The organism is Microbispora sp. H10885 (assembly GCF_014161415.1).
Classification (GTDB): Bacteria; Actinomycetota; Actinomycetes; order Streptosporangiales; family Streptosporangiaceae; genus Microbispora; species Microbispora triticiradicis.
The window spans coordinates 84,506-98,418 of record NZ_JABBWY010000019.1 but is presented as its reverse complement, the minus strand read 5'-3'; the positions used below and the strand labels follow the sequence as shown (position 1 = coordinate 98,418).

The following is a 13,913-nucleotide window of genomic DNA, read 5'->3' as shown; positions in this document are numbered from 1 at the left end:
GTTACGGCGGTTATAGCGGTGGGGAAACACCCGGTTACATTCCGAACCCGGAAGTTAAGCCTACCAGCGCCGATGGTACTGCACCGGGGACGGTGTGGGAGAGTAGGACGCCGCCGGACAATCTTTTGAGGGGGGTCATCCCGTTTGGGATGACCCCCCTTTTTTTATTTCGCCCGGGGATTGGAATGCCGCGATGACCGAGGAGATTCGCCGGTTGCTGGCCCGCCATCTGCCCGGCTTCGAGGTCCGGAAGATCGACCGGCTGGGCGAGGGACAGGACAACGCCGCGTACGAGGTCAACGGCGAGTTGGTCGTGCGGCAGAGCAAGGCCGGCAACCCCGACGAACGCGGGGAGACGGTCGAGCGTGAAGCGGCGCTGCTCGCCGTCGTCGGTGAGGTGTCGACGCTCCCGGTTCCGCGGCCGGTTCTCGTCGTCCCCGAGGCGGGGATGCTGGCGTATCCCAAGCTCCCTGGCCTGCCGCTGAACCAGTATCCCGTACCCGAGCCGGCCCGCCTGGCGGCGCCCATGGGCGCCTTCCTCAGCGCACTGCACCTGCTGCCCGTCCCGCGCGTGGAGGACCTGGTGCCGCGCGACGCCTACCCACTGCGCGACCTCAGGGAGGAGGCGGAGGGAGACTACGAGGAGATCGCCGGCCGTCTCCCCGCGGCGGAGCGCCGGCTGGTCGAGGAGTTCCTCGCCGTCGAGGCGCCCGCGGACCCCGAGACGCTGAAGTTCTGCCACAACGACCTGGGCAGCGAGCATGTGCTGGTGGACGTGGCGACGAGCGCGGTGACGGGGGTCATCGACTGGACGGACGCCGCCGTCGCCGACCCCGCGTACGACCTGGCCCTCGTCTACCGGGATCTCGGCCCCGCCGTCCTCGCCCGGACGCTGGAGCACTACCGGGGCGGGCTGGACGACGCGGGCCGTGAGCGAATGCTCTTCTACGCCCGGTGCGCGCTGCTGGAGGACGTCGCGTACGGCCTGCGCACGGGCATCAGGCCGTACGCGGAGGCCGGCCTCGCGAACCTCGGCCGCACCTTCTCCTGAGCGGGCGGGCCCTCAGCCGCTGACGAGCCGGTAGCCGACTCCGCGCACCGTCTGGATCATGGTGTCCTCGACGTCGCCGAGCCGGGCGCGCAGGCGCTTCACGTGTACGGCGATCGTGTTCGTCGACATGCCGTCGGTCGAGTGCCAGACGTTGCGCATGATCTGTTCGCGGGTGACGGTCCTGTCCGCGTTCCGCATCAGGTAGTGCAGCAGCTCGAACTCCCGCAGCGGCAGGTGGACGATGCTCCCGCCCACCTTCACCTGGTACGCCGTGACGTCGAGCTCGACCTCGCCGATCGTCAGCACGGTCCGGTGGTTGTCCTGGCGCCGGAAGGCGGCCTGGACGAGGGGGAGCAGCTCGGGCACCCGGTACGGCCGGGCCACGCAGGCCGTCGCCCCGGCCTCCAGGGCCCGCAACGCCTGCCCGGCATCGCTGCCTAGGTCGATGCCGAGCAGGACGGGCATGGTTCGCGCGAGCCGTACGGCCCGGACGAAGTCCACGGGCCCGACGATGGGGAGGGAGGCGCAGATCAGCACGGCGTCCGGCCGGAGCGCCCCGGCCTGCAGCAGCGCCTGGGCGCCGTCCGGCACGCCGGTAACGTCGACGCCCTCGGCCTGCATGGCGGCCGAGAGCTGCCGCACCAGTCCCGCGTCCGGATCGGCCACCAGGAGCATGGGCGCCGTCCGAGTGTCCCCCTCCACTGCGGGTGCCGTCACCCGGTCCCTCCAAAGCTCGTCGGCAGGAAGTGCGCGTCAGCCGAAGCGGCCGGTGATGTAGTCCTCGGTCGCCTTCTCGGCCGGGTTGGTGAAGATCTTCGAGGTCTCGTCCATCTCGACGAGCTTGCCGGGCTGTCCCTGGGCGGCGAGGTTGAAGAACGCCGTCCTGTCGCTGACCCGGGCCGCCTGCTGCATGTTGTGGGTCACGATCACGATCGTGTAGTCCTGCTTGAGCTTGGAGATCAGGTCCTCGATCGCGAGCGTCGAGATGGGGTCGAGGGCCGAGCACGGCTCGTCCATGAGCAGCACCTGCGGCCGTACGGCGATCGCGCGGGCGATGCACAGGCGCTGCTGCTGGCCGCCGGACAGGCCGGCGCCGGGCCGGGCGAGCCGGTCCTTGACCTCGTTCCACAGGTTGGCGCCCTTGAGGGACTCCTCGACGATCCCGTCCAGCTGGGAGCGGGACACCCGGCCGTTCAGCCGCAGCCCCGCCGCCACGTTGTCGTAGATCGACATCGTGGGGAAGGGGTTCGGCCGCTGGAACACCATGCCGATGGTCCGGCGGACCGACACCGGGTCGACCTCCGGCCCGTACAGGTCCTGGTCCTCCAGGCGGACCTTGCCCTCGACCCGGGCTCCGGGGATGACCTCGTGCATGCGGTTGAGCGTGCGCAGGAAGGTCGACTTGCCGCAGCCGGAAGGGCCGATGAACGCCGTCACCGAACGCGGCTCGATGGTCATCGAGATGCCCTCGATGGCCTTGTGCGAGCCGTAGTAGGCGTCGAGGCCGGCGACTTCGATCTGCTTGGCCATTCCTTACCTCCTCCTCGCGGGCGAACGCCACCAGGTGATGAGGCGCGCGACCAGGTTGAGCAGCATGACGATCAGGATCAGGGTCAGCGCCCCGGTCCAGGCGCGGGCGACGGCGACGTCGGTCGGCAGGATCGTCTGGTTGAAGACGTACAACGGCAGACCCATCTGGGGGCCGTTGAACGGGTCGTTGTTGATGGAGTCGGTGACGAAGACGGTGAGGAGCAGCGGGGCCGTCTCACCGGCGACCCGGGCGACGGCCAGCATGACGCCGGTCACGATGCCGGGAAGCGCCGTGGGCAGCACCACCTTGACGATCGTGCGCCACTTGGGCACGCCCAGCGCGTACGACGCCTCGCGCAGTTCGCGCGGGACGAGGCGGAGCATCTCCTCGGTGGCCCGGACCACCACCGGCATCATCAGGATCGACAGCGCGAGCGCGCCGGCGAAGCCCGAGAACGGCATGCCGAGCACCAGGATCCAGAAGGCCAGGACGAACAGGCCGGAAACCACGGAAGGGACGCCGGTCATGACGTCCACGAAGAAGCTGATGGTTCTCGACAGCCGGCCGCCCTCGCCGTACTCGACCAGGTAGACCGCGGTGAGCAGGCCGATCGGGACCGCGATGAGCGAGGCGAGCAGCACCTGTTCGAGCGTGCCGATGATCGCGTGGTAGGCGCCGCCGCCGGCGTCCCTCGCCCCGATGTTGCGCATCGAGTGGGTGAAGAACTCCATGTCGAACCGGCCGATGCCGTTCTTGACGACGAGCCACAGCACCGACACGAGCGGGATGACCGCGAGCGCGAACGCCAGATAGACGAGCACCTGGACCAGGCGGTCCTTCGCTCGCCGCGTCGCGGAGATGGGCTGGATTCCGGTCTGTACGGTCACGCTGCGGCCCTCGCGTACTCCTTGCGGCGGGCGATGATGAAGCGGGCGGCCATGTTCACCAGCAGGGTGATGAGGAACAGGACGAGACCCGAGGCGATCAGCGCGCCGCGGCCCACCTCGGTCGCCTCGCCGAAGCCGTTGGCGATGTTGGCGGCGATGCTGTTGCCGTACGGGCCGAGGATCTGGAACGAGATCTTGAAGGTCGCCGGGAAGATGAGCGCGACGGCGATGGTCTCGCCCATGGCCCGGCCGAGGCCGAGCATCGCGGCGCTGATCACGCCGGGCCGGCCGAACGGCAGGACCGCCGTCCGGATCATCTCCCAGCGCGTCGCGCCGAGCGCCAGCGCCGCCTCCTCCTGCATCTTGGGGGCCTGCAGGAAGACCTCGCGGGAGATCGCGGCGATGATCGGCAGGATCATGATGGCGAGCACGAGCGAGGCGGTGAGCATGCTCTTGCCCACGATCGACTCTCCGCTGAACAGCGGGATCCAGCCGAGGTAGTCGTTCAGGAACTTCGACGGCCCGAGCATGAACGGGACGAGGAAGGCGACGCCCCACAGCCCGTACACCACGCTCGGCACCGCCGCGAGGAGGTCCACGACGTAGCCCAGCGCCGAGGCGAGCCGCCGGGGCGCGTAGTGGGAGATGAACAGCGCGACGCCCACGGCCACCGGAGTGGCGATCAGCAGCGCCAGCAGCGAGCTCAGCACGGTGCCGAACGCCAGCGCACCGATGCCGAAGATCGGCTTGGTCGCGTTCGGCTGCCAGGTCAGCTCGGTCAGGAAGTGGGAGGTGTTCGCCTGGAGGGCGGGAAGGGCCTTGACGACCAGGAACAACCCGATCGCGGCCATGATCGCCAGCAGGACGACCCCGGCGCCGGTCGAGGCGAAGCGGAACGGGCCGTCGCCGCGGCTGCGCCGGAAGGCGGACCGGCGCACGGCCGGTCCGCTCTCCGTGGTTCTGGTTGGTGTGGCCATGTGGTTAGGAGATGGCCTCGACGGCGGTGCGGACCTTGGTCAGCAGGCTCGACGGCAGCGGCGCGTAGCCGAGGCTGGTCAGCGCCTGCTGGCCCTCGTCGCTGGAGGTGTAGCCCAGGAACGACTTGACCAGCTTCGCGTCGTCGGCCGACAGGCCCTTCTCGCAGGTGATCTCGTAGGTCACCAGGACGATCGGGTAGGCGCCCGCGGCCTTGGTGGCGTAGTCGATCTTCAGCTTGAGGTCGTTGCCGGTGCCCTCGACCTGGGCGGCCTCGACGGTCTTGGCCGCGTTCTCCGGGGTGAGCTCGACGAACTCGCCCGAGCCGTTGGCCACCTTGGCCTTCTGCAGCTGCGAGTTCTCCGCGAAGGACAGCTCGACGTAGCTGATCGCGCCCTCGGTGCTCTTGATGCTGGAGGCGATGCCGTCGGAGCCCTTCGCGCCCTGGCCCTGCGCTTCGGCCGGCCACGCCTTCGCCGGCTCGTACGGCCACTCGGCGGTGGCCTTGAGGAACTTCGTGAAGTTGTCGCTGGTGCCGGACTCGTCCGAGCGGTGGAACGCCTGGATGGCGGTCGAGGGCAGCTTCGCGTCGGGGTTGTCGGCCTTGATGGCCGGGTCGTCCCACTTGGTGATCTTGCTGTTGAAGATGCCGCCGATGGTCTTCGGCGAGAGCTGCAGGCCGTCCACGCCCGGCAGGTTGTAGACGACGGCCACCGGGCCGGTCACCATCGGCAGGTTGATCGCCTTGCCGGTCTTGCAGCGGGCGTCGGCCTGGGCGGGCTCGCCCTTGTCCTCCTTCAGCGCGGAGTCGGAGCCGGCGAAGGCCACCGTCCCCTGGATGAACGCCTGGACACCGGCGCCCGAGCCGCTCGGGTTGTAGTTGACGCTGACGCCGGGGTTCGACGACTGGAAGTTCTTCTTCCACTCCGCGATGGCGTTCGCCTGGGCCGAGGAACCGGCGGCGTTGATGGTGCCCTTGAGGCTGTCGTCGCCCTGAGCGGGAGCGGCGGCGCCGGCGGTCGCCCCCGCGCCGCCGGAGTTGTCATCGGTCCCGCATGCGGCGAGCGAGAGCACGCCGGCGAGGGTGGCGGCTGCGAGCCGGCCTGCATACTTCACGGTTGTTCCTCCCCTTGTCTTCTCAACACCAGGGACGGTAGGGAGCCGAGGTGACTTAAAACCTTGGTAAAGGTGAACGCGTAGTGAACGCCCCTGGTCGCTCTTGCGCGGCTTCCAGGAGATAACGGGCAGGTCACGGGCGTTATGGGAGAGACTTGAGTTCATGAAGCGTGTATGTCTGGTCTGCATGGGCAACATCTGCCGCTCCCCGATGGCCGAGGTGGTGCTGCGCCGTACGCTCGCCGAACGCGGGCTCGGCGACGTCGAGGTGGACAGCGCCGGCACCGGCGGCTGGCACGCCGGGGAGCCGATGGACGAGCGGGCGCTGGCCACGCTGGCCGACCACGGGTACGACGGCTCGGCGCACCGGGCCCGTCAGTTCGACGCCGCGTGGTTCGCCGAGCGCGACCTGATCCTCGTGATGGACCGCGACAACCTCCGTGCCGTACGGCGACTCGCGCCGCCGGGGGCCGACGTGCGGCTGCTGCGCTCGTTCGACCCGGCGGCCCCCGAGGGCGCCGAGGTGCCCGACCCGTACTACGGGGGGCGGCAGGGGTTCACCGACGTGCTGCGCATGGTCGAGGCCGCCTGCGAGGGGGTGGCGAAGCACCTTGAGGATCACTAGGGATCTGGGCGACGGCCACGCGTGGACCCTGCACGAGGGCCTTCTCGACGACGGCCGCCGCGTGTTCGTCAAGCGGGGCGCCGGTGACGTGGCCGGGGTGCTGGACAGCGAGGCGGCCGGCCTGCGGTGGCTCGCCGAGCCGCGGGCCGTGGCCGTGCCCGAGGTGATCGCCGCCGGCGGCGGGACGCTGGTGCTGGAGTGGATCGACACCGGGCCGGCGACCGCGGCGGCGGCCGAGCGGTTCGGGCGGGACCTCGCCGCCCTGCACGCGGCCGGGGCCGACGCCTTCGGCGCGCCCTGGCCGGGTCACATCGCCGAGTTGCCGATGGACAACGACCCCGCGCCGGACTGGCCGTCGTTCTACGTCTCCCGCCGCGTCCTGCCGTTCGTACGGCTGGCGCGTGACCGGGGGGCCCTGTCGGCGGCCGACGTGGCCCTGGTCGAGGAGGCGTGCGACCGGGTGGCGGAGGTGGCTGGGCCGCCCGAGCCGCCCAGCCGGATCCACGGCGACCTGTGGAGCGGGAACCTGCTGTGGTCCCACGGCGGCGGAGCCGTGCTGGTGGACCCGGCCGCGCACGGCGGCCACCGCGAGACGGACCTGGCGATGCTCGCGTTGTTCGGCGCGCCGCGCCTCGACACGATCCTCGGCGCCTACCGTGAGGCGGCGCCGCTCGCCGCCGGGTGGCGCGAGCGGGTGCCGCTGCACCAGCTTCACCCGCTGGCCGTGCACGTCTGCCTGTTCGGTGAGGCGTACCGCGGCAGCCTGCTCACCGCCGCCGGCGACGTGCTCGCTTGAGCACGGCGATTTGAGTACGGCCCTACTCATGCGGCGCCCGGCTCCCCGCGCGCACGCTCGTCTGTGGACGAACGTTGACGAACGGCGGGAGCCTTGCTGTGACGACCGACATCGGAGGGGTGTCCTTCGCGTTCAACGCCGGTGACGGTGATCTCGACCTGGCCGGAATGCTGCCCGAGCTGCCCGGGCTCGACCAGATCCGTGGCGCGCGGATCGGGGACCTCTTCCAGGCTCCGGACAGGTTCGCCGGTGCCGACCGGCTGGGCGTCGGCGTCTCCCTAGGCGAGCTCGACCAGGTCGGCACGGACCTCGGCCACCAGGACCTCGGCCACCAGGACCTGGGCCGCTTCGGCGTGGGCATCGACGAGCTGGGCACCGACGAGCCGGACACCGACGAGCCGGACACCGACGAGCTGGGCCTTCACCCCGGCGTCGACGGGCGGGAGCCGCCCGACAGGCCGGGCCTCGCCACCGACCCGCCCATTTTCGTGGACCCGAATCGCCGGCTGCCGTTCGTCTGGCGGGATCCGATCATCATCGACCGTTCCCTGCTGGGCGAGGACTCGCCCGACCCCTGGACGTGGGTGCCCACGCCGCCGCGAAACTCCGTGCACAGGGGCGACCTGGACGTACCCGTCGCGCCGAGCGCGTCGCCCACGGACGGCGACCTGTTCGAGAGCCCCGACGGAGGCACCCGCTACGCGCTGCCGCGATACTCCCTGGCCTTCGAGACGACCGGTGATCCCCGCATCTCGATCGTCGAGCGGGACGGAACGGCGATCCTCGTCATGGCGTTCGCCGAGACGCCCTCCCCGGCGGCGGCACCGGGCGTCGCGAAGCTGCCCCACCTCGTGACCGTGTCGCTGAAGTACCGCGTGCCGGTCATCACCGGCGGGACGGTGGTGCTCGACCTGCCGTTCCCCAGCGTGCGGATCGACGGGACCACCGTCGTCGCCGAGATGCCGCTGACCACTCCGGGGCTGCGGCAGCAGTTGCTCGCGGCCCTCTCCTCGCTGGAGGCGGGCGTCTCGCTCGTCGCCGGCCGCGCGGTGACGGTGGGCGTCCCGACGGGGGAGACGATGGAGGACGGCCGTCCCGGCTACCGCAAGGAGCGGCTGCTGCTGGAATGGACCGCTCCACCGTCCCCGCTGGTGATCTCGGAGGCCCACCGGAACCGGCTCGGCGGGGTGGCCGGCGGGATCCAGCCGATGGGGCGCACGCGGATCCCCTTCGACGGTCGCAGCCACTCCTACTGGCAGGATCCCGCGCGGCCGGAGCGCTTCTACTTCCTGCCCGACCGGTTCCTGCTGGCGCGGCTGCCCGGCACCGGACGCCCGCCCGCTCTGAAGGTGCGGGCGACGAGCGCCGCCTCGGTGGACGACGTCCGGGTGACCTTGGAGTTCTACGCCCAGCCGGTCCTGGTGCGGGAGCGCCTCGAGGCGGCCCGCCCGGTCCTGCAGGAGGAGGCCAAGGCGAGAGGGGTCGACGCGCCCGTGCGCCTGGAGGTGCTCCCGGACCCGCAGCCCTCCCTCCGGCTGGCACTGCCGCGGGGAGGCGCCCCCTCGACCGGCCTCGTCGAGCGGCCGGAGGCCGAGATCGACCTCGAACTGGGCGTGACCCACGCGGAGACCCTCGCGCTGGAGGACTTCCGCCTGGTGTACGACGCGCTCTTCGGCGCCTCGCTGAGCCTGCTGCGAGGGGAGGTGCGGGTCGGCGCCGGCGGCACGCCCGAGGACGTGCCGCTGGAGCTGCGCTTCGACCGTACGGCGGGCGACGTGCTCACCCTGACCGTCACGGCCGCGTCGGCGGCCCACATCGAGGCCCGTCTGACGAACGCGATCGAGAGCCGGGTCCGCCCGGGGAACCCGCCCGCCCTGGCCGTCTGCGCCGGCCGTCAGATCCCGCTGCGGATCGAGGGGCTCGCGGACGATCTCGTCCTGTCCCCGGGCGAAGGGCTGGACGTCCGGCTGGTCCCGCGGACCCCGCTGCCGGAGACCGGCGCGCAGGGCGTCGTGCTCGACCAGAGCGAGGTCGTCGTCGATCCGGACCGGGAGGCGATCTGGGCGCTGGTGTTCGACCGCACCGCCCAGCCGCAGCTCGTCCGCGAGGTCTCCGTCGAGGCCGTCCCCGCGCTCTTCGCGGGCCCTCGGGGAACCGGCCCTCAGGGAGACCGCGTCGCCGCGTTCGTCGTGACGGTCGAGAGGGGCGGCACCGTGCGTCTCACCGAGGACGTGCCCACCGGCGTCACGACCGTGCGCGTTCCGGTGCGGCCGCTGCTCACCGGGGCCCCGCCGCCTCCGCTGCGCTACCGCACCGAGACGTGGTGGCAGTCCGGCGGGATCGGCGTGAGCGACTGGCGGGAGACCGAGGCCACGATCCTGCTGCCGGTGCGCACGGCCCCCAGCCCGTCACCACAGGGAGGTGGCGGGCGATGACGATCCTGCGCGGGCTGCCCGACCTCGGGGCGCCGCTGGCCTCCCTGCCCGGCACGGTCTTCCGCGGCTACGAGGACCCCGGCCTGGCGATCGCCCTGCCGGACCGGCTCGACCTCGAACGCGCGGCGGACGGTACGCCCGTCCTGCTCGTGACCCTGGTCAGAGGCGAGCAGGAGCCGTACGGCCGGATCGAGGCGGGCTTCGCGATCGGCTCGCCGCTCAGCGAGATCGGGGAGGCCGCGGCGCACCAGGCCGAGAAGCAGGGGGAGCTGCTGCGGGTGGCGGCCGCGGACCTGCGGGGAGGCGTGCTGGAGGTCACGGCCCGCCTGGGGCCGGTGGCGGAGGAGGTGCTGACGCCGCCGGTGGAGCTCGCGCCCGGCCTGCTGACCCGCGCCCGGGTTTCCGTGGCGCTCGCCCCGCGCGCCGCCGTGGCCGCCGCCCGGCTGGTCGAGGACGCCACGCTGCCGGTGACCGCGACGCTGCGGCTCACGCTGCGGGCGGTGGCGCCGCGGCTGCCCCTGGCCACCACGGTCGACCCCCACGAGATCGCGGTACGGCTGGCCGCGCGCTTCGGCGCGCAGGCCGCGCTGACCGTGGAGGATCTCGCGGGCGGACTCGACGAACTGCTGGCGGGCTCGCTGGCGCCGTCGGCTCCCGGCCCGGGGGACGAGGCCGGCGGACCGGTGACGGACGAGGCCCGTGGGCGGGCGCTCGCGCTGCGCCTGAAGGAGATCCTGGCCCGCCCGGAGGTCCCGGCACAGGGCCCGGCACAGGGCCGCTACCTGCTCCGCCACCCCGACGAGGTGCTGCCGGGCCAGGAGCGGGTGGACCTGGCCGTGCCCGCCGCCGTGCTCGTCGACCGGGTGGTCACCCTCGATCCGTTCGCCGCGGCCCGGGCCGTGTCCGGCGGCGCGCTGGACCGGCACGTGCGCCGGGTGACGACGCCGCCGCTGCCCGCGGGCCACGTCGTCGTCGAGTTCGCCGCCAACCTGCCCGAGCCGGTGGCCGGGCTGCTCGCGCTCCTCGCCGACCTGCGAATCCCGCCCGCCCCGCCGCTGCGTCCGCAGCCCGTCACGGCCGGGGCCGCGCTCGACGGGCCCGGCCGTACGGGGACCGCGGGCGTCGTGCTCGCGGCCGGGGAGGAGCCGAGCGGGGAGGCGCGGCTGCGGGCGCTGCTCGACCTGCCCGGCGGACCGGCGGAGGTCGCGGGTCCGTGGCGGCCCGCCTCGGACCGGCACGTGCTGCTCGGGCCAGCGGATTTCCCGATGCCGCTCACGGTCGTGCGGGCCCCGGCCGAACTGACCCGCCTCGCCACGGCGGAGGTGGTGACGGCGGACGGGCGGGTGGCGGCCCGCCTGGATGACGCCACCCCGATGACCGCCGTCCCGCTCCGGCCGGAGGACCTGCCCGCCCGCGTGGTGATCCGGCCGACCGGGCCCGGGCGGGTGATCGAGCTCCCGCTCGGCGGGCGGGACCGCCTCGACCTCGATCTCGTGACCCTGCCCGGATACGGCGCGCAGCGGGCCACGATCGCCTGCCGCAAGCCCCCCGTGCGGGTCGAGTGGCGGGCGGAGGGCGCGGACGACCCGCCCCGGTCCGTGCGGCTCGACCGGGACCGGCCGGCGGCCGAGATCCGATGGATCGCCACCTCCCCCTTCCAGCCGGGTCTGGTGTGGCGGGTGGCCGACGGCGACCAGGCCGGTCCCTGGTCCGCACCCGTGGCTCCCGCGGAGCGGCTCGTGATCGTCGTGGACGAGGCGAAGCCGATCATGGTGAACGGCGTCGAGATGCGGCCGGACGACGCCGAGCCGGGCGTGTGGACCTACCTGCCGCCGGGTCCGTTCCTCGAACTCGGCCAGGACGGCCGTCCGGCGATCGGCCTCATCGAGGCGGGCGCGACCGCCTTCCTGCAGGTCACCAGCCGGCTCGACCTGCCCGAGGCGGCGCGGGCCGCGCTGCTGGGCGAGTTGCGCCGCAGGGCGTCCGGCGAGCCGGAGCGGGTGCGTCCCGCGCCCGTCGCCGTACGGCGGGTCGCCCTGGAGGCGAGGCCGCCGGACGGCGCGTGGGCGCCCGTCGCCGAGGGGACCAGTTCGGGCCTTCCGCCGTGGACCACGGCGCTGGCGGCGACGCTCGACCCCGGGCAGGCCGCCGCCGTGAAGGCCGCCCTGTCGGGGACCAGGGGCCGCCTGCGCCTGGTCGGGGAACTGGACGCCCCCACCGGCCCGGAGATCCGCGTCCGCGACGTCGCCGACCTGCTCGAACCCACTCGGTAATCGAAACATCAGCCAGCGAAACCCAGGAGGGGATTCCATGCTTCTGCTCTACGGCGCCGTCGACCTGCCCGAGGCGACCGCCTATCTCGACGACGAGAGCGAACTGCGGTTCCACGTTCTGCCCAAGGTGCCCATGCTGCGGCGCGACGGGGGCCTTCCGGTCTTCAAGTTCGTCAAGTATCGGACGCTCAAGCCGCTGCCGAACGGAGACGTGGGGGCCGCGCTGGCCTTCATGGACATCGAGCTCGGACTCGACGCGCAGCAGGAGCAGTCGGTGCGCGGCCGGCTGGCCCAGACGGTCTCCGCCCGGCGGGGGCCCGGCGCCCAGCCGGTCGACCCGGCCACGATCGTCCTGGTCAAGCCGCAGGTCCTCACCGCCACCGTCACGGTGGACGTGCTCGGCGGCAGCGGCAACCTGGTCCAGAAGGTCAACCACGCGGGCACGCCGTCGATGTACGGGAACAACGTCGTCGCGGTCTCCGCGGAGCTCAACCAGTTCGGCGCGCCCGTCTTCGAGGCCGTGATGAGCAGCAAGGGGGCCGGCGGCGTCCGGGTCGTGTACGACCTGACGTTCGCCGCCCGGCTGCCGCCGGTGCGCGCCGTCGGCACCTGGACGGCGACAAAGTTCTACAGCTTCGTCCAGGAGGTCGACTTCGAGGAGAACTTCTGGTCGGAGGACGACTTCAGCGAGCGGGTCAGCGAGATCTTCCGCAACTCGGAGTCCCGGACGATCGAGATCGACTCCGGAGCGCTGCCCGGCGACGACCCCGCGACCGCGAAGGTGCTGGACACGATGCGCAGCGCGGTCACCCAGCAGTTGGACGAGGCGGTCAAGCGGAACCTGCTGGAGGCCGTCCCGCCGGAGAACCGGGACTTCTCGAAGATCCGTGACGACGACTTCGAGAACATCCGGCGCAGCGTCATGGTGGACAAGCGGTCGGACGTCCGCATCGAGTTCAGGGAGAACCAGGTCGCCTCGGTCGGGGTCCATCCGCAGGCGAACATGCCGTCGCTGGTCAGTCAGGGATTCGCCTGGGACGACTTCGCCATGGAGGTCGACCTCGACGACCCGTTCTTCCGGCAGCTCAACCTGGTCATCCAGGTGAACGCCGATTTCACCGACCTGCCGATCTTCAGCGTCGACGTGAAGATCGACTATCCGCCGCACACCGCGACGCACGGCGTCCAGACCTTCGGCTTCCGCAAGGCGGACGACATCGGGAAGTTCACGGCCTTCACCGAGGGCGGGCCGACCAAGTTCAAGTACCAGTACGTCGTCAACTACAAGGGGGAGAGCCGGGTCTTCACCTCCCAGTGGAAGGAGGACGACACCACCGACCTGAAGATCAACGTGGACGAGCTGGGCCTGTGGCTGGTCGACGTCGAGATCGGCGACATGAACTTCGAGCAGGTGAGCAGGGCCGTGCTCACGCTGGAGCACCCCGAGATCGCGCCCGGGGTCCCGGCGGTGCAGCGCTTCCAGATCGACCAGAACACCAAGAAGGCCACCGTGCGGGAGCTGCTGCTGGAGCCGGTCCAGCCGTACGGCGGCTCGATCAAGTACTTCATGAAGGACGGGCGCGAGTACGTCAAGGAGCTGACCGGCCTCAAGGGCCGGCGGTTCTACGTGGACGACCCGTTCTCGGCGACCCGGACGGTGCAGCTGCGCACCCGGGGGGACTTCGAGCGGCGGATCGACAGCATCTTCGTCGACCTCACCTACGCCGACGCACGCAACGACTACCGCCAGACCTCCTCGATGGCCCTGGACAAGGACAACCGGTCCGGCGACTGGTCGTTCCCGGTGATCGACGAGGGGCAGGGCGAGGTCACCTACCGCGCCATCACCACCTACCGCGACGGCACGTCCTCCGACAGCGGCGAGCTCGCCGTCACCGGGCGCACCCTGCTGCTCGGCGAGGAGTCCGTCACGCTGACGGTCGCGGTGGTGCCCGACCTCATCGACTGGACCCTGGTGAAGCTGGCCACCGTCGAGATCCACTACGCCGACCCCGCCCACGGCATCGACGAGAGCGAGACCTTCACCTTCCGCAAGCCGGGCGCGGAGCAGAAGTTCGAGCTGGCGATCCAGGACCGCACGCACAAGAGCTACACGTGGAAGGCCAGGTTCTTCATGGCCGACGGAAGCCGCAAGGAGGCCGCGTCGCCCGGACCGGTGACCGACGAGACGCTCGTCGTCGAGCTTCCGGCGTAGGCGGGAGGG

Annotated in this window: 11 protein-coding genes and 1 rRNA gene; 7 read left to right on the top strand and 5 right to left on the bottom strand. The window is 71.8% G+C overall.

The window, feature by feature from the left end; genetic code table 11:
* Positions 1-2: 2 nt before the first annotated feature.
* Positions 3-119, top strand: a 5S ribosomal RNA gene (gene rrf / locus HHX37_RS34950).
* Positions 120-193: 74 nt separating this feature from the next.
* The gene (locus HHX37_RS34945) at positions 194-1,051 is read left to right on the top strand and encodes a phosphotransferase family protein (RefSeq protein ID WP_182888123.1); all 858 of its coding nucleotides are present in this window, start codon (positions 194-196) and stop codon (positions 1,049-1,051) included.
* Between the two features lie 12 nt (positions 1,052-1,063).
* On the opposite strand, the gene HHX37_RS34940 is transcribed toward HHX37_RS34945, so the two are convergent.
* From HHX37_RS34940 to pstS, 5 genes are read right to left on the bottom strand one after another with little or no spacing between them, the layout of a single operon-like run.
* Complete coding sequence (locus HHX37_RS34940; RefSeq protein WP_310740672.1) at positions 1,064-1,768, bottom strand: response regulator transcription factor; 705 nt, start codon at positions 1,766-1,768, stop codon at positions 1,064-1,066.
* 36 nt (positions 1,769-1,804) lie between these two features.
* Positions 1,805-2,581, bottom strand: coding sequence for a phosphate ABC transporter ATP-binding protein PstB (pstB, locus tag HHX37_RS34935; RefSeq protein WP_182883804.1), 777 nt, complete (start codon positions 2,579-2,581; stop codon positions 1,805-1,807).
* 3 nt (positions 2,582-2,584) lie between these two features.
* Positions 2,585-3,469 (bottom strand): phosphate ABC transporter permease PstA, encoded by an 885-nt coding sequence (gene pstA / locus HHX37_RS34930; protein WP_117408840.1) that lies wholly within the window; start codon positions 3,467-3,469, stop codon positions 2,585-2,587.
* Entirely contained in the window at positions 3,466-4,446 is a 981-nt protein-coding gene (pstC, locus tag HHX37_RS34925; RefSeq protein WP_182883803.1) for a phosphate ABC transporter permease subunit PstC, read from the bottom strand. The genes pstA and pstC overlap by 4 nt, the downstream gene beginning before the upstream one ends.
* 4 nt (positions 4,447-4,450) lie before the next feature.
* Positions 4,451-5,560: a phosphate ABC transporter substrate-binding protein PstS gene (pstS, locus tag HHX37_RS34920; protein WP_117408838.1), complete on the bottom strand. Its 1,110-nt coding sequence runs from the start codon at positions 5,558-5,560 to the stop codon at positions 4,451-4,453.
* A gap of 163 nt (positions 5,561-5,723) precedes the next feature.
* Between pstS and HHX37_RS34915 the strand changes: the two genes are divergently transcribed.
* The 5 genes from HHX37_RS34915 to HHX37_RS34895 all read left to right on the top strand — a co-directional run bounded on the left by HHX37_RS34915 (position 5,724) and on the right by HHX37_RS34895 (position 13,904).
* Positions 5,724-6,185 carry a low molecular weight protein-tyrosine-phosphatase gene (locus HHX37_RS34915; RefSeq protein ID WP_182888122.1) on the top strand — a complete coding sequence of 154 codons (462 nt, stop codon included), beginning with the start codon at positions 5,724-5,726 and terminating at the stop codon, positions 6,183-6,185.
* Entirely contained in the window at positions 6,172-6,981 is an 810-nt protein-coding gene (locus HHX37_RS34910; RefSeq protein ID WP_182888121.1) for a fructosamine kinase family protein, read from the top strand. Before HHX37_RS34915 ends, HHX37_RS34910 begins: the two co-directional genes overlap by 14 nt.
* A 98-nt stretch (positions 6,982-7,079) precedes the next feature.
* On the top strand, positions 7,080-9,416 hold the full coding sequence (locus HHX37_RS34905; RefSeq protein ID WP_182888120.1) for a hypothetical protein: 2,337 nt from the start codon (positions 7,080-7,082) through the stop codon (positions 9,414-9,416).
* Positions 9,413-11,689 carry a hypothetical protein gene (locus HHX37_RS34900; protein ID WP_182888119.1) on the top strand — a complete coding sequence of 759 codons (2,277 nt, stop codon included), beginning with the start codon at positions 9,413-9,415 and terminating at the stop codon, positions 11,687-11,689. The genes HHX37_RS34905 and HHX37_RS34900 overlap by 4 nt, the downstream gene beginning before the upstream one ends.
* Before the next feature lie 37 nt (positions 11,690-11,726).
* Positions 11,727-13,904 (top strand): hypothetical protein, encoded by a 2,178-nt coding sequence (locus tag HHX37_RS34895; protein ID WP_182888118.1) that lies wholly within the window; start codon positions 11,727-11,729, stop codon positions 13,902-13,904.
* Positions 13,905-13,913: the final 9 nt, after the last annotated feature.